20 protein-coding genes, 1 pseudogene and 3 other annotated features are annotated in these 20,973 nt (G+C 46.2%); of the genes and pseudogenes, 6 read left to right on the forward strand and 15 right to left on the reverse strand.

Features of this window, described 5'->3' with window-relative positions; all coding sequences use genetic code 11:
* Positions 1 to 54: 54 nt before the first annotated feature.
* A pseudogene (locus tag CW370_RS11895) lies at positions 55 to 518 on the forward strand (YbaK/EbsC family protein).
* Positions 519 to 549: 31 nt separating this feature from the next.
* Here CW370_RS11895 and speB read toward each other — a convergent pair.
* Positions 550 to 1,422, reverse strand: coding sequence for an agmatinase (gene speB / locus CW370_RS11900; protein WP_024572001.1), 873 nt, complete (start codon positions 1,420 to 1,422; stop codon positions 550 to 552).
* A gap of 60 nt (positions 1,423 to 1,482) precedes the next feature.
* Positions 1,483 to 2,313 (reverse strand): spermidine synthase, encoded by an 831-nt coding sequence (gene speE, locus CW370_RS11905; RefSeq protein WP_003227543.1) that lies wholly within the window; start codon positions 2,311 to 2,313, stop codon positions 1,483 to 1,485.
* 201 nt (positions 2,314 to 2,514) lie between these two features.
* Between speE and CW370_RS11910 the strand changes: the two genes are divergently transcribed.
* On the forward strand, positions 2,515 to 4,590 hold the full coding sequence (locus tag CW370_RS11910) for a transglycosylase domain-containing protein (protein ID WP_101169643.1): 2,076 nt from the start codon (positions 2,515 to 2,517) through the stop codon (positions 4,588 to 4,590).
* A gap of 292 nt (positions 4,591 to 4,882) precedes the next feature.
* Here the strand turns inward: CW370_RS11910 and CW370_RS11920 are convergent, their stop codons facing one another.
* Both CW370_RS11920 and CW370_RS11925 read right to left on the reverse strand, forming a co-directional pair.
* Positions 4,883 to 5,401: a YwhD family protein gene (locus tag CW370_RS11920; protein ID WP_029946120.1), complete on the reverse strand. Its 519-nt coding sequence runs from the start codon at positions 5,399 to 5,401 to the stop codon at positions 4,883 to 4,885.
* 13 nt (positions 5,402 to 5,414) lie between these two features.
* Positions 5,415 to 6,074 (reverse strand): site-2 protease family protein, encoded by a 660-nt coding sequence (locus CW370_RS11925; protein ID WP_003243167.1) that lies wholly within the window; start codon positions 6,072 to 6,074, stop codon positions 5,415 to 5,417.
* A gap of 108 nt (positions 6,075 to 6,182) precedes the next feature.
* On the opposite strand from CW370_RS11925, the gene CW370_RS11930 reads away from it, so the two are divergent.
* Positions 6,183 to 6,371, forward strand: a complete 189-nt coding sequence (locus CW370_RS11930) for a 2-hydroxymuconate tautomerase (RefSeq protein ID WP_003222038.1) — start codon at positions 6,183 to 6,185, stop codon at positions 6,369 to 6,371.
* A 42-nt stretch (positions 6,372 to 6,413) separates the two neighbouring features.
* Here the strand turns inward: CW370_RS11930 and CW370_RS11935 are convergent, their stop codons facing one another.
* From CW370_RS11935 to CW370_RS11965, 7 genes are all read right to left on the reverse strand, one after another.
* Positions 6,414 to 6,833, reverse strand: coding sequence for a MarR family transcriptional regulator (locus tag CW370_RS11935; RefSeq protein ID WP_003242889.1), 420 nt, complete (start codon positions 6,831 to 6,833; stop codon positions 6,414 to 6,416).
* A gap of 119 nt (positions 6,834 to 6,952) precedes the next feature.
* The gene (thrS, locus tag CW370_RS11940) at positions 6,953 to 8,869 is read right to left on the reverse strand and encodes a threonine--tRNA ligase (RefSeq protein ID WP_101169644.1); all 1,917 of its coding nucleotides are present in this window, start codon (positions 8,867 to 8,869) and stop codon (positions 6,953 to 6,955) included.
* Between the two features lie 53 nt (positions 8,870 to 8,922).
* Positions 8,923 to 9,144 (reverse strand) — a binding site (T-box leader).
* Positions 9,145 to 9,175: 31 nt separating this feature from the next.
* Positions 9,176 to 9,397, reverse strand: a binding site (T-box leader).
* A 33-nt stretch (positions 9,398 to 9,430) separates the two neighbouring features.
* Positions 9,431 to 9,659 (reverse strand) — a binding site (T-box leader).
* A 46-nt stretch (positions 9,660 to 9,705) separates the two neighbouring features.
* The gene (locus tag CW370_RS11945) at positions 9,706 to 11,115 is read right to left on the reverse strand and encodes an MFS transporter (RefSeq protein WP_101169645.1); all 1,410 of its coding nucleotides are present in this window, start codon (positions 11,113 to 11,115) and stop codon (positions 9,706 to 9,708) included.
* Positions 11,115 to 11,585, reverse strand: a complete 471-nt coding sequence (locus CW370_RS11950; protein WP_015714902.1) for an Rrf2 family transcriptional regulator — start codon at positions 11,583 to 11,585, stop codon at positions 11,115 to 11,117. The genes CW370_RS11945 and CW370_RS11950 overlap by 1 nt, the downstream gene beginning before the upstream one ends.
* 111 nt (positions 11,586 to 11,696) lie before the next feature.
* Complete coding sequence (locus CW370_RS11955; RefSeq protein ID WP_003227524.1) at positions 11,697 to 12,197, reverse strand: YwgA family protein; 501 nt, start codon at positions 12,195 to 12,197, stop codon at positions 11,697 to 11,699.
* 35 nt (positions 12,198 to 12,232) lie between these two features.
* Positions 12,233 to 13,534, reverse strand: a complete 1,302-nt coding sequence (locus CW370_RS11960) for an HD domain-containing protein (RefSeq protein ID WP_024571616.1) — start codon at positions 13,532 to 13,534, stop codon at positions 12,233 to 12,235.
* 161 nt (positions 13,535 to 13,695) lie between these two features.
* Positions 13,696 to 13,920: a DUF1450 domain-containing protein gene (locus tag CW370_RS11965; RefSeq protein WP_003222050.1), complete on the reverse strand. Its 225-nt coding sequence runs from the start codon at positions 13,918 to 13,920 to the stop codon at positions 13,696 to 13,698.
* Positions 13,921 to 14,135: 215 nt separating this feature from the next.
* On the opposite strand from CW370_RS11965, the gene rsfA reads away from it, so the two are divergent.
* Positions 14,136 to 14,912: a prespore-specific transcription regulator RsfA gene (rsfA, locus tag CW370_RS11970; protein ID WP_003227516.1), complete on the forward strand. Its 777-nt coding sequence runs from the start codon at positions 14,136 to 14,138 to the stop codon at positions 14,910 to 14,912.
* Positions 14,913 to 15,055: 143 nt separating this feature from the next.
* Here rsfA and CW370_RS11975 read toward each other — a convergent pair whose 3' ends face one another.
* The 4 genes from CW370_RS11975 to pta all read right to left on the reverse strand — a co-directional run bounded on the left by CW370_RS11975 (position 15,056) and on the right by pta (position 19,024).
* Positions 15,056 to 15,946 carry a carboxylate/amino acid/amine transporter gene (locus CW370_RS11975; RefSeq protein ID WP_101169646.1) on the reverse strand — a complete coding sequence of 297 codons (891 nt, stop codon included), beginning with the start codon at positions 15,944 to 15,946 and terminating at the stop codon, positions 15,056 to 15,058.
* A gap of 167 nt (positions 15,947 to 16,113) precedes the next feature.
* On the reverse strand, positions 16,114 to 16,959 hold the full coding sequence (gene ywfL, locus CW370_RS11980) for an octanoyl-[GcvH]:protein N-octanoyltransferase (protein WP_003227511.1): 846 nt from the start codon (positions 16,957 to 16,959) through the stop codon (positions 16,114 to 16,116).
* 48 nt (positions 16,960 to 17,007) lie between these two features.
* On the reverse strand, positions 17,008 to 17,907 hold the full coding sequence (gene cysL / locus CW370_RS11985) for a cysJI operon transcriptional regulator CysL (protein WP_041334620.1): 900 nt from the start codon (positions 17,905 to 17,907) through the stop codon (positions 17,008 to 17,010).
* 145 nt (positions 17,908 to 18,052) lie between these two features.
* Positions 18,053 to 19,024, reverse strand: a complete 972-nt coding sequence (gene pta / locus CW370_RS11990) for a phosphate acetyltransferase (protein ID WP_003235941.1) — start codon at positions 19,022 to 19,024, stop codon at positions 18,053 to 18,055.
* Between the two features lie 269 nt (positions 19,025 to 19,293).
* On the opposite strand from pta, the gene hemQ reads away from it, so the two are divergent.
* Both hemQ and bacG read left to right on the forward strand, forming a co-directional pair.
* Positions 19,294 to 20,058: a hydrogen peroxide-dependent heme synthase gene (gene hemQ, locus CW370_RS11995; RefSeq protein ID WP_003227507.1), complete on the forward strand. Its 765-nt coding sequence runs from the start codon at positions 19,294 to 19,296 to the stop codon at positions 20,056 to 20,058.
* A 132-nt stretch (positions 20,059 to 20,190) separates the two neighbouring features.
* Complete coding sequence (bacG, locus tag CW370_RS12000; RefSeq protein WP_029318683.1) at positions 20,191 to 20,970, forward strand: NADPH-dependent reductase BacG; 780 nt, start codon at positions 20,191 to 20,193, stop codon at positions 20,968 to 20,970.
* The last annotated feature ends 3 nt before the right edge of the window (positions 20,971 to 20,973 follow it).

Below are 20,973 nucleotides of genomic sequence, written 5' to 3' on the forward strand. Positions count from 1 at the left end.
TCCCAATCCACGCTATGATCTTTTCAATAATCTTGAAGAGAGTGGAAATGCAGCATGTCTCTAAAAAGTGTGAGAACCCACTTTACACAATGGAATCGAGAAAATGATGTGACGGAGTTCGAAACGTCGAGCGCGACAGTTGAACAGGCAGCTGAGATGACCGGCGTGAGCCCGGCTAGAATCGCCAAGACCCTGTCCTTCAGAGGGGAAGGAGATCAGGCGATTCTGATTGTGGCAGCCGGCGATGCCAAGATTAATAACAAAAAGTTCAGGCAAACATTTGGCTTTAAAGCAAGAATGCTCTCTCCTAATGAGGTACTGGAGCAGACAGGCCATGAAATTGGAGGTGTTTGCCCATTTGGGTTGGCTCATGATCTTGAGGTTTATCTAGATGTATCGCTGAAACGGTTTGAGACTGTTTTCCTCGCATGCGGCAGCAGAAACTCCGCTATTGAGGAGAATTATCCGAATTTTCTTTCTCAAAAGCATGGATTGATGTTTGTAAAGACTGGGAATAAAAAAACATCCAGACATCGTCTGGATGTTTACTTATTTCACAAACCCAAGCAGCATTTCACGGATGATTTTGCTGGCTGTGTTTGCCGTTTGCTCTGAGTGGTCATACACAGGTGCGACTTCCACTAAATCAGCGCCCTTTACGTTTACCTCTGAACGCGCAATTTCATGGACGGATGCAAGCAGTTCTTTAGACATGATGCCGCCGGCGTCAACCGTTCCTGTACCCGGTGCGTGTGCAGGGTCTAATACGTCAATGTCAATTGTGACATAAACCGGACGGCCCGCCAGCTTCGGAAGCACCTCTTTCAGCGGTTCAAGCACCTCAAATTTTGAGATGTGCATGCCGTTTTCCTTCGCCCATTCAAACTCTTCTTTCATGCCGGAACGGATTCCGAATGAATACACATTGTGCGGTCCGATCAATTCTGCCGCCTTACGGATCGGCGTGGAGTGAGAAAGCGGTTCTCCCTCATAATCAACACGAAGATCTGTATGTGCGTCAAAATGGATGATCGCAAGGTCTGGGTATTTCTTGTACATCGCTTTAATGACAGGCCATGACACGAGGTGCTCACCGCCCATACCCATTGGGAACTTCCCTTTTTCTAAAATGCTGTCCACGTACTCTTCAATCATATCCAAGCTTCGCTGCGGATTTCCGAACGGCAGCGGAATGTCGCCGGCGTCAAAGAAGTTCAAGTCAGCCAGATCGCGGTCTAAATATGGGCTGTATTCCTCAAGGCCGATTGACACCTCACGGATTCTGCTTGGACCAAAGCGTGAGCCCGGGCGATAGCTGACTGTCCAGTCCATCGGCATGCCGTAAAGAATGGCGTCCGCCTCTTCCCACTCGGGACGGCTCGCGATAAATACTTTTCCTGAATAAGCTTCATCAAATCTCATCTATAATACCCTCGCTTTCCTGTAAAAAAGCGCAAGATTTGCTCCTGCGCCATACCTTCATTATTTAATCAGGTCACTCACAAATTTCGGCAGAACAAACGCCGCTTTATGAATATCTTTTGTGTAATATTTCGTCTCAATATCGAAGAAACGGCTGTCTTCCACTGCAAGCGGATCATATTTTTTCGAGCCAATTGTAAATGTCCACAAACCGCTTGGATATGTCGGAATGTTCGCCGTATACAGCTTCGTAATCGGGAAGATTTCCTTCACGTCGCGCTGTACATTTGTGATTAATTCCGGTGTAAACCATGGGTTGTCCGTCTGCGCAACGAAAATACCGTCTTCTTTCAGCGCTTTTGCGATTCCTGCGTAGAATCCTTTTGTAAACAGGTTTACAGCCGGTCCGACTGGTTCAGTTGAATCTACCATGATGACGTCGTATTGATTTTCAGATTTTGCAATGTGCATAAATCCGTCATCTACCTGCACGTCAACGCGCGGATCATCCAGTTTGCCTGCGATAGAAGGAAGGAACTTTTTAGAGTATTCGATAACCTTGCCGTCAATGTCTACAAGTGTCGCTTTTTTCACGCTTGGGTGCTTCAGGATTTCTCTGATAACGCCGCCGTCACCGCCGCCGACTACGAGAACGTGTTCCGGATTTGGGTGCGTAAATAATGGCACATGCGCCACCATTTCGTGATAAACGAATTCGTCTTTTTCAGATGTCATCACCATGCCGTCCAAAAACAGCATGTTGCCGAACTCTTCTGTTTCCACCATTTCTAAATGCTGAAACTCCGTTTGTTCTGTATGTAACGTTTTGTTAACCTTCATCGTAATGCCAAAGTTTTTCGTCTGCTTCTCTGTGTACCAAAGTTCGCTCAATTGTCATCTCCCTTTCGAGGCTGTATTCATTTATTGTAAGCGTCTTATCAGCTTTTATTCTCGGTTGAAATCTCATTTTCACCTAAGGAAAAAGTATAGAGGATGGCGGGGAAAAAGTAAAGATGCGTCCTGTTCTGCGATGTTTAAAAACGATCTTTTTTTCTCATAATAGTAGAAACATAAAAAAAGGGGGAACCCGTTGTGGATGCAATGACAAATAAACGGCTGAGACTGACGTTGAAAACCGTTCGCGCCTTTATCTTTTTAGGGGCTTTTGCGGCCTTGGCGGCAGCTGCCGTGTTTATGACTGTCATTTTGATAGCCAAATACCAGGGCGCTCCCTCGGTGCAAGTGCCGCAATCCACGATTTTGTATGCGAGTGATGGCTCAAAGCTCGGGGAAACGAACTACGGCGAAAAGCGCTATTGGGTCCCCTTAAAGGACATGAATCCGACGATCGTAAAAGCGACAGTGGCGATTGAAGACCAGAATTTCTACGATCATCACGGCTTTGATTATAAACGCATGGCCGGCGCGGCGCTTGCTGACCTGAAAGCATTTGCCAAAGTTCAGGGTGCAAGCACCATCACCCAGCAATATGCCAGAAACTTATACCTTGAACACGACAAAACGTGGAAACGGAAATGGAATGAGGCGTTCTACACGATCCGTCTGGAACAAAACTATTCTAAGGACGAGATATTAGAAGGCTATTTAAATACGATTTACTACGGCCACGGCGCCTACGGCATTGAAGCAGCTTCCCGCCTTTATTTCGGCAAGCATGCCAAAAACCTGACGGATGCGGAGGCGGCGCTTTTGGCAGGAATCCCGAAAGGCCCTTCCGGCTATTCACCGTATGTCAATGAGACGAAGGCCAAGGAACGCCAGAAAACGATCGTGCGGATGATGGAAAAGCAGCAGATGATCAGCCAAAAGAAAGCGGATGAATTGATCAAGGAACCTCTTTCCTATCAGCCTTTGAATAAACAAGTTTCCAAGAGAAAGGCTCCTTATTTCTATGACAATGCGATGAGAGAGCTGGAAAAAAAGCTCGGCATGACACGGGAGCAAATTGAAACGAGCGGGTTAAACGTCTATACAACGGTAGATAAACGGATGCAGCGCATCGCCGAGGAGACCATAACCGAAACGGTTAACGCGGGCTCTGACATTCAAGTCGGGTTTTCAGCCATTGATCCCCGCACCGGAAACGTTCTCGCCCTTGTCGGCGGCAGGGATTATCAAAAAAGCCCGTTTGACCGGACGACACAGGCGAAGCGCCAGCCTGCTTCGACGATCAAGCCGTTGCTGTACTATAAAGCGATTCAGAGCGGATTTACGCCAGTCACTTTGATGAAAAGCGAAGAAACCGAGTTTCAAATTGATGCAAAGGGAGAAACCTATTCTCCAAGCAACTATAACGGATACTATGCCAAAAAGCCGATTACGCTTCTGCAGGCGCTGGCGCTTTCCGACAATATTTATGCTGTGAAAACGCATCTTTTTCTCGGCACGAACAAACTTGTAAAGACGGCAAAGGAATTCGGCATTACCGCCCATCTTCAAGCACTGCCGTCTCTGGCACTCGGCACCGAACCCGTGCGTCCGATTGAGATGGTCAACGCCTATGCCATGCTCGCAAATGGCGGAAAGAAAATCGAACCGACTTTTATTTCAAGGGTAACGGACGCAGCCGGCCACGTGCTGTACGAAAACCCGAATCAGCATAAACAGGTGCTTGATGAAAAAGCCGCTTTTGTCACAGCGAGTATGATGACAGGCATGTTTGATACCGATTTAAATGGATACACGTCGGTTACGGGGCGAACGATAGCCAACCGCCTGACAAGAACGTATGCCGGAAAATCAGGAACCACCAGCGCAGACAGCTGGATGATCGGCTTCAATCCGAAGCTGGCCGCAGGTGTTTGGACCGGCTATGACAAAAACAGCACCATCGACTCGGTCGAAGAAAAAAGCTATGCCAAAACCATTTGGGCGGACTTCATGGAGGACGCGCTCAAAGGCGAACCAGAAACCGCGTTCAAGCCGCCAAAAGGCGTAACCGGTGTGTACATTGATCCGGAAACAGGCTACTCATCAGGTCCCGGCTGCGCCGCTAAGCATTACACATATTTTGTGAAAGGCACAGAACCAGCAAACGTGTGCTACGGGGCAGAACCCGCAAAACAAACAAAAGACCGGCTTCCATCCAAAGAAAATCCCGCTTCCGAGAAAAAATGGTGGGACAAATGGCTGGGGCGACATCATTGAAAATAACCCGGCTCCTCGGAGGCCGGGTTATTCGTATGGTTCCTTCATAATCGATGGAAGAATGTTAGACAATCGAGCTGAACAATCAGTTTTGGGATAAAGTGGTGAATTTCTCATTTCTTCGGCGCTGGCTTTCATCTCCCAGTCGCCGACTCATATCCCCCTAAAAATGAAAAACCCCGAGTCTTGTTTCGGCTCGGGATTTTCCATGTCCTATTTCTGTATCACCAGTTTACTCAATGTTTACGAAAAATATCTCAAATACTTTAAAAGTTCACAGAAAATTCACAAATCAATCATCTTCCGGAAGCAGGCTTGTTTTTAACTCATCTGAGGAACGGTCCCATAGGCCCTGATCATGCTTTTTCAGAAATTCGCCTAGTACACGCTTCGAGCTGTCGTCCATTTTATCAACGATGATTTTCCGTTTCATGGATTTATCCATCAGATTCACATGCTCAGGCAGTGACTTGTAGCCTCTTCTGATGCTTCTGTCGACCGTCATTTCACAGGCTGTCACACCAGCGTAATAAGGCCCCTCTTCTCTTCTGTCAATCGTCACCCACACAAGCCAGTATGGTTTTCCGTTCGGAACTTCTTCTTTATTCGGGAGAAATTTAATTCCTTTTTCAACGGTGCTGCGGGCATGCATGGCACCGATGTCTACGAACGCTTCTTTTTCCTCTACATCGACGAATACGGGAGAAATGTTATCAAGGCTGAGTGCCCCTACGCCAAAACCGCCGTGTCCGTCTGTCGGATCACTTTTGATAATATTAAACCCGATTGATTTTTTCTTTTTTTCTTCCATGAAGTTCTACCTCCTACAAAAGCGGTTGAAATATCGCTGAAAACAGCTTTAAAATCGAATCTCTTCCTGCATTGAGCATCGGCCACAGCACGTAAGATCCTAGCGGCGTCACAAACAGCACCAAAAATACGATAAAGCCGTAGCTCTCCGCCTGCGTCATTTTGGCACGCACGCCCGGCGGAACGAGATCTTCTATAATTCGATAGCCATCGAGCGGAGGAAGCGGCAGCAGATTAAATAAAAACAAGACAAGATTCAGCTGTATCCAAATAGAAAAAAACTGATCCAGCCCCGTGCTGAACGCCGCAAGCATTTCCATTCCGTACGCATGCATCAACACTAACAAAAAGAAACCAATAAACGCAAGAATCAGGTTACTGACGGGCCCGGCTATAGATACGAGCACACCGGCAAGCCGAGGCTTCTTAAAGAAGCGGCGATTCACGGGAATGGGGCGCGCCCACCCGAATCCGGCCACCAGAATCAAAATGGTTCCGAACGGATCAAGGTGTTTAATGGGATTCAGCGTCAGTCTTCCTTGTTTTTTCGCCGTATCGTCACCGAATTTGTATGCGACATAAGCGTGGGCAAGCTCGTGCATCGTAAACGACACAATTAGCGTGATGACGAGGTATGGCATTAAAGATAACGGATAATATAAAAAACGGTCCAAGTGAGATATCCCTCTTTCTCAAAATGCAAGAATTTACTTTATTCAGTATACTATAAGAAGCCTCTTTTTCTAAAGAGAGGAAACGAGATAAAGGAGGATTCAGCACCCATGCCATACGTAACTGTCAAAATGCTCGAAGGCCGTACAGACGAGCAAAAACGCAATCTTGTCGAGAAAGTAACAGAAGCCGTAAAGGAAACAACCGGTGCTTCTGAAGAAAAAATTGTTGTCTTTATAGAAGAAATGAGAAAAGACCATTATGCCGTCGCAGGCAAACGCCTGAGCGATATGGAATAATCTCTATAAAGCCGGCGCTTCGCGCACCGGCTTTTATTATCCCTATTGAGCCAGCTTCGCAATAATCGCCAAGAACGTCTTTTTCTCTTCGGCTGTTAAACGTTCAAACATGCCATCAATCAGCTGCTGGCGGTTTTCGATCATTTGTTCAGCCGCTCCCCGGCCCGATTCAGAAAGCGTAATCCATACAGTGCGGCGGTCATTGTTATTTCTGGATCTCTCAATAAACCCTTCCTGCTCTAAATGATTCAGAGCTGTGGTCGTGGCAGAGGGAGACAGTGTGACCTCCTTCAAAATATCCTTTATGGTGCAGCTCCCATGTCTGTATATGATCCGCAGAATAAATCCTCTTACATTATTCACGTGTTTCGGAACGGTGGCTTCATCTAATTGCTTCGTGCTTTTCAAATATTTTGTAAGTGCGTGATCCAGCAAATTTGCTTCCAGTTTGTCATGGTCCATGTAAATTTCCCCATTTCGAGATGCATTCATAACATACGAACGATATGATTTACTTATTATTTTACTGATTCCGAATAGGGAAAGTCAAAAAAGCAAAATGTGAATTCACAGCTTTTATCCTACATGCCTCGATTTTCCACCTGTTTGACAAGTTTATCTTTAAAAGTTTGGAAAGGAACGTGTTCACTCTGCTGATGTCTGAATTGGCGGACGTTTACCGCATTCTCCTGCTCCTCATGATCTCCAAGCACCAGCACGTACGGGATTTTCTGCACCTGCGATTCTCTGATTTTATAGCCGAGCTTCTCATTGCGCTCATCAATGCCGGCTCTTATCCCTGCCTGCTTCAGCTCCGCCTGTACCTTTCTGCAATAGTCTAAGTGAACGTGAGAAACCGGTATGATTTGAACCTGGAGCGGTGCGAGCCAGACTGGAAAAGCCCCGCCGTAATGCTCGATCAAAATGCCGAAGAAACGGTCGATCGAGCCGAAAACCGCTCTGTGGATGACAACGGGACGAACCTTTTCATTGTGTTCGTTGATATATGTTAAATCAAATTTTTCCGGCATTTGAAAATCAAGCTGAATTGTCGCACATTGGTGGCTCCGTTTCAGGGCATCTTTTATGTGGAAATCAATTTTCGGCCCGTAAAACGCCCCATCACCTTCATTGATCTCATAAGAGAGGCCAAGCTCCTCAAGGACGCGTGCTAAGGCACGTTCCGACGCTTCCCAAAGGCTGTCATCGCCTAATGAATCCTCCGGGCGAGTCGAAAGCTCAACTGAATACTCGAAACCAAATGTCCGATATACCTCATCAATCAGCCGAATCGCTTCTTTGATCTCACTCTCAATCTGATCCTCCCGAACGAAAATATGGGCGTCATCCTGACAGAACGTCCGAACGCGAAGCATTCCGTTTAAAGCGCCGCTGTATTCATGGCGATGCACCTGTCCGAATTCCGCCATGCGAATCGGCAGATCCCGATAAGAATACAGGCTGTTTTTAAAGATGAGCATGTGGCCGGGGCAATTCATCGGCTTCATTGCGAATCTTGTATCATCCACTTCTGAAAAGTACATATTGTCGCGATAATGGTCCCAATGGCCTGACTGCTCCCATAACCGCTGATTCATCATAAACGGCGTACGCACCTCATCGTAGCCGGCATTTGTTTGCAGCTCACGCGAGAAACGCTCCAGCTCATTGCGGACAATCTGCCCTTTCGGCAAATAAAACGGCATCCCCGGCGCTTCTTCAGAAAACATAAACAGCCCTAACTGTTTGCCGAGCTTGCGATGGTCTCGTTTTGCCGCTTCTTCCAGCATATGCAGGTGCGCATCCAAATCCTTTTTCTTTTGAAACGCAACCCCGTACACCCGCTGCAGGACTTCATTTTTGCTGTCTCCGCGCCAATAAGCGCCTGATACTCTTGTCAGTTTAAACGCCTTGATCATCCCTGTAGAAGGAAGATGAGGACCACGGCACAGGTCAACGAATTCTCCTTGCTGGTACAGCGTGATATCCTCCCCGCGCGGAATATCCTTTAAAATCTCAAGCTTAAGCCGCTCGCCTTTTTGTGCAAACAGCTCTTCAGCCTCTTCGTAAGAAACCTCCATACGTTTGATTTCAAGGTTCTCATTTATTATGTGTTCCATTTCTTTTTCGATGGCCTCTAAGTCTCCTGATGCCAAGCTTTTCCCCAGCTTCATGTCATAGTAGAAGCCGTCTAGAATCACTGGCCCTACCCCCAATGACACTTCGCCGTACAGCCGTTTTACTGCTTGGGCCAGCACATGCGCTGATGTGTGGCGAAGCACCTGCAAGCCTTCTTGTGAATCGAGTGTAACAATCGAAAGCTCAGCATCCTCCTCCAGCTTGAAACTGAGATCAACAAGCTTGCCATTGACCTGACCTGCGGCCGCCTTCTTTTGCAGACTGGAACTGATAGAACCAGCCGCTTCTTTGATTGTGATGCCTTTCGGATATTCCTGGATCTGTCCGTCCGGAAGCTGAATGTGTACATGTTTACTCATTTTAGAACACTCCTTATTCATTGTTGTATATAAAAAAACACACCCGTCCCGCAGATAGGGACGAGTGTGTGATTAACCCGTGGTTCCACCCAAGTTCCCGACAAATACGATATTGTCGGCTCGGTGCTGTAACGCAGCATAGACGGCATTGGTTACTTCAGTTCCCCAATGCTGCTCCAAGGCGGTAAATGATATTCCTAAGCTGGGAAGCTCTCACCTTTCCTTCCCTCTCTGAAAACCGTAACTATCATTCATGTCCTTTTCATCGCATGTATTCAATTCATAAAAAAACACACCCGTCCCACAGATAGGGACGAGTGTGTGATTAACCCGTGGTTCCACCCAAGTTCCCGACAAATACTATGTTGTCGGCTCGGTGCTGTAACGCAGCATAGACGGCATTGGATACTTCAGTTCCCCAATGCTGCTCCAAGGCGGTAAATGATACTCCTAAGCTGGGAAGCTCTCACCTTTCCTTCCCTCTCTGAAAACCGTAACTATCATTCGTGTCCTTTTCAACGCATTTATGTAGTTCATATAAAAAAACACACCCATCCCTCTAAAAGGGACGAATGTGTTGATCATCCGTGGTTCCACCCAAATTCCCGATCAATTACACATGGTGATCGGCTTAAAGATGCTGTAACGCAGCATGACGGTATCAGATACTTGTTTTCCCCGATACGGCTCAAAGGCGGTAAGCTGCTTTCCCTGCGTTAGGAAGATCTCAGCTGTCCTTCCCTCTCTGGAAACCGTAAAAAGCATCTCGTGTCCTTATCAGTGCCTGTTGTTTCAATAATTTTTTATATCTTACTATATATTCCCACAAAGCGCAATCAGTGATTTACATTTTTTTCTGACGCGGCAGTTCCGTTATGGGCAGCCAGAAACAGCCATACAAGCAATGCAGCGAGGCTGTATGCCGCTCCCATCATCAAAAACGTAAACCCGGCACCGGCATACCAAGTGGCGGACAGATGAATAATCACCCCGGTTATCGCTACGCCGACCAAGGCTCCGATTTGCCGGTTTGCATTTAACGCCGCACCGGCGATATTCGCATGCCTTTGCCCGGCAGCCTGCATGATCACAGTTGTCATGGCAGGAACTGTAATACCGGTACAGAGGTTCATAACAGACATCAACACCGCCAGCTGCCAATAAGGAAAATCCGGAGAAATCAGCACAAACAACAGCAATGCAATGATACAGCTGACCGCCATTGATACAAACATAAGCTGCCCGGCTTCAAACCGATTCGCCAGACGGGCAAACAGCAGATTGCCGATCACGAAGACCGCCATCATCGGCAGCAGCTCAACTCCAGCCATAAAGGAACTTGCGCCTCCTGCTTCCTGCAAAAAAAGGCTGAGCATAAACATGCCGCCAAAAAGGGCGAAATTCAGCAAAAACCCGATAAATTGGGCAGCTGAGAAGCGGCCGTTTTTGTATAAGGACGCCGGCAGGATGGGTGCTTTTGCAGAAATTTCCCGCAGCAAAAACAGCACAAATGCCAAAATCGCTGCAGTAAATGCTACAAGAATCACTGGCGAGCGCCAGCCCGCTGAAGGCCCCTGTATCAAAGCATAGGAAAGAAACCCGAGAGCCATCATGCCAAGCAGATGCCCGATGATGTTCACGCGGCTGCTTTTTCCCGGAACGCGGCTGAGGATTCGGTAAGCTGAAATGAGCGCAGCAGCCCCTATTGGCACATTGATCAGAAAAATACTCTGCCAGCCCGCCAACTCTACCAGCACGCCCCCGATAAAAGGCCCAAGGGCTGAAGCGGCGGAAACAAGCGCGGCCCACAGTCCAAACATTCTCGCCCGCGCCCGCTCATCAGGGTAAGAGGCAGCCAAAAGGCTGAGTGAGCTTGGCATAAACAAAGCTGCGCCAATTCCCTGTATAAGGCGTCCGGCAATCAGCATCTGTCCATTTATAGATGCAGCGCATAAACAGGAGGCCAGAACAAAAACGGCTAGACCCAAGATATAGATCGTCTTCGAGCCGAAACGGTCAGCCAAGGCTCCGCCCGCCAGCAGAAGCGACGCAAAAGTAAGAATGTACCCGTCCACAACCCACGTTACACCTGAAAGTGACATTGAAAGAGTGTTTTTCATATCAGCCATCGCCACATTCACAACGGTCACATCAAGAGTTGCCATGAGGAAACCAAGTGCGAGCACGATCAGCACGGATATGCCTGTTGATGATGTTGATTCTTGTATAGACCCGCTATTTTTCATTACAATTGCCCTTTCACTTGCTTGATTACCCAATCATCTATTTTTTCAAGATCATACAATTCCCCGACCCTGTCCATGACATGCTGCAAGGACTCTTCTCTCATGAGATTAGCCCATTTATCCTCGATTTCCGCCATGACTGTCTCCAGCACACATTGACTTTCACCCTCGAATACAGATTGCAGCAGGCCTTTCCCCTGATACATCGAACCTCTGCCTTCGACCGCTTGATAAACATCATAAAGCGTAATGTCAGCCAAAGGCTTCGTCAGGGTAAAACCGCCCTTCGTCCCTGGTAAGGATTCTGCCAAACCGGCTTGAACTAATGTTCTCATCAGCTTCTTCAAGTAAGACGGAGACACACGCAATCGCTGGCTTATAGCCTCTGACGTCAAAGAAGCCTGTACCGGCAGCCGTGACAGTAACAGCAGCACAGAAACCGCCTGCTCCATTCCTGATTTCATTTTCATCCTATTCACTCCTGATTCATTATGGATAACTATTATCCATAATGAATCTCTTAGCAGCTTTTGTCAATAAAAAAAGCAAAAGAAACGATTCATTTCTTTTGCTTGGTATGGTTAACAAATCTGCTTCAGTTCCTCTATGTATTGAAGCGCTTCGTCATATTCTTCATTTGTATATTTTTGCTTACTTTTGATGGTAAAGACTTTTTCTTTCTTTTCCTCATCCTCAAGCCCGTCAAAGTAAAGGATCGTGGAAACCAGCTCTAAAAACCGTGATGAACGGCTGTTTACACTGTCGATATAGCCTTTCATATCCGGCATGTCCAGATCAGCATGGTCTAAAAATGCGGAGCCTGTCTCAGTCAGCGAATACCGGTATTGAAAGTAGCCGCCCTTTTTTTCCTTCACCTCATGCAGAAATCCAAGGTTGCACAGCTCTTCAATCTGGAGCGTCAGTTCCTCTGAATATGGTCCGTAAAAGTGAAAATCATATTTCTCATAGAAAGGAAACTGCATTTTCTTGGCGATATAAATCATTTTCTGCAGCTTCTTTCGCCCGATGATTTCTCCAGAATCCGAGAACACCTTCATCAGTTTTGCATGTTCTTTCAACAAATTCCCGACATCTCCTTTTTCCTTCTTTCCAATTTCTATGTCAGTCCCAGCAGCTGCCGGATTTTCATTTTCGCTTCCGGATGTTCAGAGCCGTCACAAATCAAGTCCTTTGGATAGTACAGCTTGTGGTCCGTCCGCCGTTTACCTGAGATGGATTCCACAATAGCCGACTGCCTGGACAGCTCTTTAATTTGGCCGTTTTGCGTCAAGAGATGGATCGGCAGACGCTCCTCTTCCTCTCCCGGTCGGTAAAAATCGTATGGCAGATCTGATGAAGAATCAACGACCAAATAATAGCTCGGATCGATTCCCGCCTCTTTGAACAATGAAGTCAGCTCAAAATAAGCCGACATTTCTTCATTCGGATTGAATTCAACGTATTGGAACAGCTGGCGGTTAATGAATCTGCGGCACAAGTCGGATAAAATCGCGTCTTCTTCATCCTCCCAGGCCTGGAAGTAATACAAAATAATAGATTCATCCAGCTTTACATAATCCTCCAGTGTCAATTTCCCTTCAAAAATAGAATAGAAATGAACCGGAGCGTGAGTGAAGACATAGCCTTCATCATGCAGCTGCTTCGCCCTGTGAAGAATCTTCGTTAAAATGACCTCTGCACTTCTGGTCACAGGATGGAAGTAGACCTGCCAGTACATTTGGTAACGGCTCATGATATAGTCTTCGACAGCGTGCATTCCGCTTTCTTTAATGACGATCTGATCCTCGCGCGGCCGCATCACCCGAAGAATCCGCTCCATATCAAAATGGCCGTAGCTGACGCCCGTATAATATGCGTCGCGCTGGAGGTAATCCATGCGGTCTGCGTCAATCTGACTCGAAATCAGGCTGACCACTTGCTTGTTTTTATATGTTTTGGCAATGACTTCAGCAACATCCTGAGGGAAACCCGGGCTCACCTTTCTTAGCACCTGATTAACCTCCGTGTCTCCCAAAATGATACCTCTTGTAAAATCCTCGTGGTCAAGGTGAAAGACCTTTTCAAATGAATGCGAGAACGGCCCGTGCCCGAGGTCATGAAGCAGCGCCGCGGCCAAACAGAGTTCGCGCTCACTGTCATCCCATTCAGGGCGGCCTTTAAAGACGTCATCAACCATTCTTCTGACAATTTCATAGACACCGAGAGAATGGTTGAACCGGCTGTGCTCAGCCCCATGGAACGTCAAATAGGTCGTGCCGAGCTGCTTAATTCTGCGGAGACGCTGAAATTCACGGGTTCCGATTAAATCCCATATCAGCTTGTCCCGAACATGAACATAGCGGTGCACCGGATCTTTAAACACTTTTTCTTCTGATAATTTTCCATTTGGATACGCCATCGTCATTCCCTCTTTTTTTTAGCCGTGTTTCTATTATATCGACTCTATTCTTTGAAAACATCCTTGAATTTGCCCGGCGATTTGTTCCATCTTCATGAAAAACACATCTTGTGAAGCAAAAAAGCCTGACCTGAGGGCCGAGGCTAAGAAAAAATATGTTTTTACTTTTTTATTTTCTTTTTTACTTTGTCAATCAGCTCATCCTCTGTCGGAGCTGACAGCGGGCGATTGTTCACAAAAGCAAATGATTTTTTCCGTCCGGGCCCGCAATAAGATTGGCATCCTACCTCAACCTTTGCGTCCGGGTCCACTTCTTTCAAACGCGGCAGCAATGTTTTGATATTAGTGGCTTGGCAATCATCACACACTCGAAATTCATTAGCCATGACGTACGCTTCCCTTCATTTCTATGTTCATCTATGTGAATAACCTAAAATCACGTTTCAAAAAAAAATCACATCACTCTTCATTTTACAAGGATTCGACTGTTCCTGCAAGCCGCTCCATCCTTCGTATCTCCTATTCTTTCAGCCAATTTGTATAAATATTTTCCAACCTGGACATTCTAATACCATGAAAAGAAAAATGGGAGTTGAGATAAATGACAAAACAGCGACAAGACGCTTGGTCAGAGGAAAACGATCTGCTTTTAGCCGAAACAGTGCTTCGGCATGTGAGGGAGGGCAGCACTCAGCTGAACGCCTTTGAAGAAGTCGGCGATAAATTAAACCGGACATCCGCAGCCTGCGGATTCAGATGGAACGCAGTGGTCCGCCATCAATATGAAAAAGCGCTTCAGCTTGCGAAGAAACAACGAAAACAGCGGATGAGAGCGCTCGGAAACGGGCAGCCTGCGAAAAAAAGATTATTATATCAGCCTCCTGCCGTTGATCCTGAAATCATTCAAGAAACCGCTGCAGAAGAGCCGGTTAAAACGGAAACACCATCTGTCGAAAATGAGCAACCTTTAATGTCTGGCGAACACATGCCTTTTGTTGATGAAAGCTTTAAGGAAGAGTTAGCTAGTCTATCACACTTATTGTCTCCTCAAACGCCTGCAGCTGCGCCTGAGATGACGATGAATGATGTGATCCGCTTCCTGCAGAATTACGAAGGCAATAACGAGCAATCATCAGCATTAAAAATGGAAAACGAGCGTTTAAAGAAAGAAAATCAGGAATTGCAAAACAAAACAGAGCAGCTAGAGGCAGAAGTTCAAAAGCTTGAAAAAGACCAAAAAACGATCCAAGAAGATTATGAAACCTTGGTGAAAATTATGAACAGAGCCAGAAAGCTAGTTTTATTTGAAGAAGATGAACATGCCTCTCCGTCCTTCAAAATGGACCGGAACGGCAATTTAGAAAAATTAGCGGAATGACATAGAAAAATCCCAAGACGGGCAGCTGTTTTGGGATTTTCGCCATGTACAAAATCCCCTTTTCTATTGAGAAAAGAGAATTTCCTCATTTTGCAGCCGGATCAGCTATTCTTGTAAAATGAGGCCAAGCTTATGTGAATCTATTAAGACATGTGAGCTGCCTCGGCCGTTTTTTGTTTCCGAGGCGCAGCAGAAATGACCAAAAGCCCCAGCATCATAAGCGCAATGCCCAGCCACGAGGAAGGCGAAAGCATTTCCCCTATGAAAAACACGCCAAGCAATGAAGCCGTCAGCGGTTCAGCTAAAGACAGCGTGACCGCCGCCGAGGCCGGAACCCCGGTAAGCCCTTTCGCAAACAAAAAGTATGCGGCACATGTTGCAATTAACCCGATGTAAAGGCTTGTTCCCAGTCCTCTAGGGGTCCATATCCACGAGATATCTGACTGCCATAATAGCGGCGTCAGCAAGATGGCGCTGATCATGAATACAACGGCGGAGGTCGCTCGCGGAGGCTGGGTTTTCATCATCGCTTTACTGATGAGCGTATAGCCTGCAAAAGAAGCACCCGCTCCAAGCGCCATAAGAACACCAGCCACATCAATCCGAACATTGGAACTGTCGGAAAACAGAAGCCAGCAACCCGCTAAAGCCAGCACAGTCGCAATCCACCAAGAGTTTCGCGGGCGTTTCTTCAATACGGCCCATTCGAGAGTCCCGGCAATGATAGGCGCACTGCCGATGGCAATCACAGTTCCCACTGCAATTCCCGTTTCTTTAACCGCTGTGAAAAACAGCGGCTGGTAACACGCCATACAAACAGCGGCTAAAAATACGAGCGGCCATGACCAATTTTTCACGTGAAGCTCCCGGCTGATCCAAACCGCAAGCAGCATGGCGCTTCCTCCTATTAATAACCTGAACGCCCCAAATGCCAGTGGTGTGGCGCTTTCTGGAGCCAACGCCTGAACGGTTCCCGTAGATCCCCAGAAAAAAGCCGCAATCAATACAAAAAGGCTGTAAATATTCCCTTTCATCTGCCTCTCCCCTTTAATATGGATGCTGATGTCATTTTATCGTTTTTCTTTTTGTCGTGGTTATCTGTATGTAAGAAGGATTTATCTGAAAATAAGATTATTGAGGTAAAATGCCGCTTGAGATAAAAAATGCATGCCGGCATATACAGCCGGCATGCGAAGAACGTTCACCCAAATACCTTTGCATTCCGCTCAGCCATCCGGACGAGGTTTTTCTCAAATTCCATTTCCTCATCAATGGACAGTCCAGCTGAATAAAGATGGGTGCTTAACGCTTTTAATTCCGTCAATAAAGCGAACATTAAGTCTTGTACGGAGATGTCTTTTTGCAGAAGCTCACTTAAGGACGCCATCGTTTCCGGACGTATTTCCGGATAGACGCCTTTTTTATCGTTTTGTTTGTCTTTCAGCGCCGCTTGATAGAATCGTCTGATCAAGTCGGCCCTTTCACTGCCGCTTTTATCTGCACAGAGATAAATTTGAACAGCGACTCCGCCGCGAACGCGTCTCTGAGAGATGCCGGCGAACTTTTTGCCATTTATACTGAGGTCATAGCTGCCGGGACAATAAGACCCTTCAATTTCATAGGCTTCGATCTTTGCGTTGTACGGTCTCAGCATTCGTCTCATCAGCTCGACCATCGCTTCATATCCTTTGTCTATATCGATGCCTTTCTTTTCGTCCTCGAATATGAGAGAGATATTTAAAACACCGTCATCCAATACGACGGCAAGACCGCCGGAATTGCGTACGATCACACGGTATCCTTCACTCTCCAGCAAGGAGATGCCATCCTGCAAAAACGGGAGGCGTGTATCCTGTATTCCAAGGACAATTGTATCGTGGTGCACCCATGAGCGCGCTGTCGCCGGCGACACGCCTTTTCCGACGGACATGCACAGCGTATCATCCATTGCGAAGGATTGCTTCGCATCAAATAAAGGGCCGAGACTGGATTGGTCAATGACTCTCCATTTCGGCTGCATCAGTAAATCAATCGGTTGGTTTGCCATCTATGTAAAACCCTTTCATGTTAGGCTTATTGAACGAAAACTATTATATCATTTCAGCAGCTGTGATTGATAATTGCTTTTCAGCATCGTAAGAAAAATTTCTTTATTTTTTGTATTCTCCATGAGAGGGGAATGAATGTAAGACAGCTTGCGCTTTAACGAGAAATCTTTAATATGCAGAATTGAGATTTCGCGGTGGATCAAATCCTTATGCAGTACGCTTCTGGATAGAACCGAAAGTCCCATGCCGTTAATCACCGCTTCCTTTACACCTTGATTGCTGCTGATAGTGAACATTGATTTCGGCCGAAGTCCATTTGAACTGAGTACATGATCGAGAAATTCTCTCGTCCCGGAGCCTTTCTCTCTTGTCACCCACGCTTCGTTCTGCAAATCGCTGATCGAAATCTCTTTCCGCCCGGCGAGCGGATGCTGATTTGGAGCGGCAATGCACATTTCATCCTCCATGAACGGTTCAATTTCCAGCTCATTCTCGTTTGTATGTCCTTCAATCAGCCCGATATCAGCCTGAAGCATACGCACACGCTCGCTGACCTCCTCTGTATTGCCAATCATGACATCGAGGTTCAGCTCTGGATACAGCTTTTGCAGCTGGGCCAATAGCGGCGGAAGAATATACTCACCAATTGTAAAGCTTGCAGCTATTTTCAATTCGCCCTTCACATAGTGATGATGCGCATAGATTTCAGCCTTGGCTTGTTCGTAGAGAAACACCATTTGCTTTGCTCTTTGATATAAAATGTCTCCTGTCGGCGTTGTCGTAAAGTGTTTTGGCGACCTGTTCAGAAGAGCCGTTTGAAATTCTTTCTCAAGATTTTTGATATGCAGACTGACGCTGGGCTGGGAGATCATCAGCTTTTCCGCCGCTTTTGTGAAGTTTTTTTCTTCTACCACCGCTATAAACGTTTTCAGCACGTCGTAATACAAAAACCCCACCCCTGTCATTAATGAAATATATGGTTATGATTAGTTTTCTTTATTGTACTCATATCATCCATCTTGGTAAAGAAGGCTATACGGAAGCGCAAAAAAGGCAGCCCTCGGTCGAGAGCTGCCATCGTCTTCATTTTTATTACAGTGCTTGCGCCGCTGTAATTAATGCGAGATTGTAAACATCTTCAGCGTTACATCCTCTTGAAAGGTCGTTTACAGGCATATTTAAACCTTGCAGGATTGGTCCTACTGCTTCAAAGTTGCCCAAACGCTGAGCGATTTTATAGCCGATGTTTCCTGCTTCAAGGCTTGGGAATACGAATACGTTAGCGTCCCCTTTGATCTCGGAATCCGGCGCTTTTTTCTCAGCTACAGATGGAACAAATGCAGCATCGAATTGGAATTCGCCGTCAAGTGTCAGTTCAGGCGCTTTTTCTTTCGCGATTTTCACTGCATCCGCTACTTTTTCTGTTTCATCAGATTTTGCTGAGCCTTTTGTAGAGAAGCTGAGCATTGCCACGCGAGGCTCAATGTCGAACATTTTTGCCGTATTGGCACTTTCGATCGCAATCTCGGCAAGGTCTTGGCTGTCAGGCGCAATGTTGATCGCGCAATCTGCGAATACGTATTGCTCTTCCCCGCGAGCCATGATGAACACGCCTGAAGTCTTTTTCACGCCTTCTTTTGTTTTGATGATTTGAAGAGCCGGGCGGACAGTGTCAGCTGTCGAGTGAGCAGCTCCGCTTACAAGTCCGTCTGCAAGGCCTTTATACACCAGCATTGTACCGAAGTAGTTCTCGTCTAATAACGCTTTGCGAGCCTGTTCTTCTGTCGCTTTGCCTTTGCGGCGTTCTACAAATGCTTGTACAAGGTCTTCCATGCCTTCATATGTATGAGGATCATAAATCTTAACGCCGTCCAGCGTAAGGTTCAATTCTTTTGCTTTTGCTTGGATCTCATTTTCATTGCCGATCACAATCGGATTCAGCACTTTGTTTCCCGCAAGCTTGCTGACCGCTTCTAAAATACGCTCGTCTAAGCCTTCAGGAAATACAATTTTAACGTCTTTTCCAGCTACTTTTTCTTGCACTGTTGAAAATAAATCTGCCACAATAAAACCTCCTCAAAAAGTTACAAAAACGCTTTCTTTTACTAGCATACTCTTCTTCCAATCAAATTCAAACAGCCAACTTTCATTATAGCGCTTTCATAAAAAAATCTTATTTTTCTAACTAATTTAAGTGACTCAATCTTCCCTTATAGGTTCTTCTATTTTGATGGAGTTATACGGAAGGGATGTTCAAGGTTTCTCCACAGTAGAATCGGATAAACTATGGTATAGTGAAGGCAATCATGAAAAGATAATGGGAGTGAATATAAATGAGTGAACAGCAAATGACGAATGAAGCGGCAAAAACGCTTGACGGCTGGTATGCGCTTCATGATTTCCGCACAATGGATTGGACTTCCTGGAAGCTTCTGTCCAGTGATGAGCGCCAATCTATCATACATGAATTCACCGGGTTGCTTGAAAAATGGGGCGTAGCCCAAAAAGAAGGAAAAGGATCGCAAACTCTTTACAGCATCGTCGGCCAAAAAGCTGATTTTATGCTGATGATCCTTCGTCCTACAATGGAAGAATTAAATCAAATTGAGCTTGAATTCAACAAATCAAGACTTGCTGAGTTCACCATTCCGGCATACTCCTACGTATCAGTGGTAGAGCTGAGCAACTACTTGGCAAGCGGTGACGGCGATCCTTATGAAAATCCGCATGTGCGCGCTCGCCTTTACCCTGAACTGCCGGAATCTAAATATGTATGCTTCTATCCAATGGATAAAAGAAGATCTGGCAACGACAACTGGTATATGCTTTCAATGGAAGAACGCAGAAACTTGATGAGAAGCCACGGTTTAATCGGCCGCAGCTATGCGGGCAAAGTCAAACAGATCATCACCGGCTCTGTCGGCTTTGACGATTACGAGTGGGGCGTTACATTATTCAGCGATGATGTCCTTCAATTCAAGAAGCTAGTGTATGAAATGCGTTTTGACGAAGTCAGCGCTCGCTATGGCGAATTTGGTTCATTCTTTGTCGGCAATCACCTTTCGCTTGATACACTTCCTCAATTCCTATATGTATAATATCCTCTCCCGCCCTATCCGGCGGGAGTTTTTCAATCTGCCTTTATCAGAATTTAAATAAAATTTGCTATTTTCTCGGTTTTTTCTTACGATGTAGATAATAATCCAATTTTTTCAAAGGGGTGCAGTTATTTGTCAAAACGAACCGCATTTGTTATGGGAGCCAGTCAAGGGATCGGGAAAGCAATCGCTCTGAAATTAGCAGACCAGCATTTTTCCCTCGTCATTAATTCGCGAAATTTGGATAATATTGAATCTGTCAAAGAAGACATTTTGGCCAAGCATCCTGAGGCGAGCGTCATTGTCCTTGCGGGGGATATGTCTGACCAGCATACGAGAGCGGGCATTTTTCAGGAAATCGAATCTCAATGCGGACGGCTTGATGTTCTGATTAATAATATCCCGGGCGGCGCGCCTGACACATTTGATAACTGCAATATAGACGATATGACGGCCACGTTCACTCAAAAGACCGTTGCCTATATTGACGCAATCAAGCGTGCTTCCTCACTGATGAAACAAAACGAGTTTGGCAGAATCATCAACATTGTCGGAAATCTGTGGAAAGAACCCGGCGCCAACATGTTCACAAACAGTATGATGAATGCCGCTTTAATTAACGCCAGTAAAAATATTTCCATCCAGCTTGCTCCTCACAACATTACTGTCAACTGTCTGAATCCTGGTTTTATCGCTACAGACCGTTATCATCAATTTGTGGAAAATGTGATGAAAAAGAACAGCATATCCAAACAGAAAGCAGAGGAACAGATTGCTTCCGGGATTCCGATGAAACGGGTCGGATCAGCCGAAGAAACCGCAGCGCTCGCCGCGTTTCTTGCCTCTGAGGAAGCCTCCTACATTACGGGACAGCAGATTTCCGCTGACGGCGGCAGCATGAAAAGCATATAAAAA

Source organism: Bacillus sp. SN32, from assembly GCF_002837495.1.
GTDB lineage: Bacteria > Bacillota > Bacilli > Bacillales > Bacillaceae > Bacillus > Bacillus subtilis.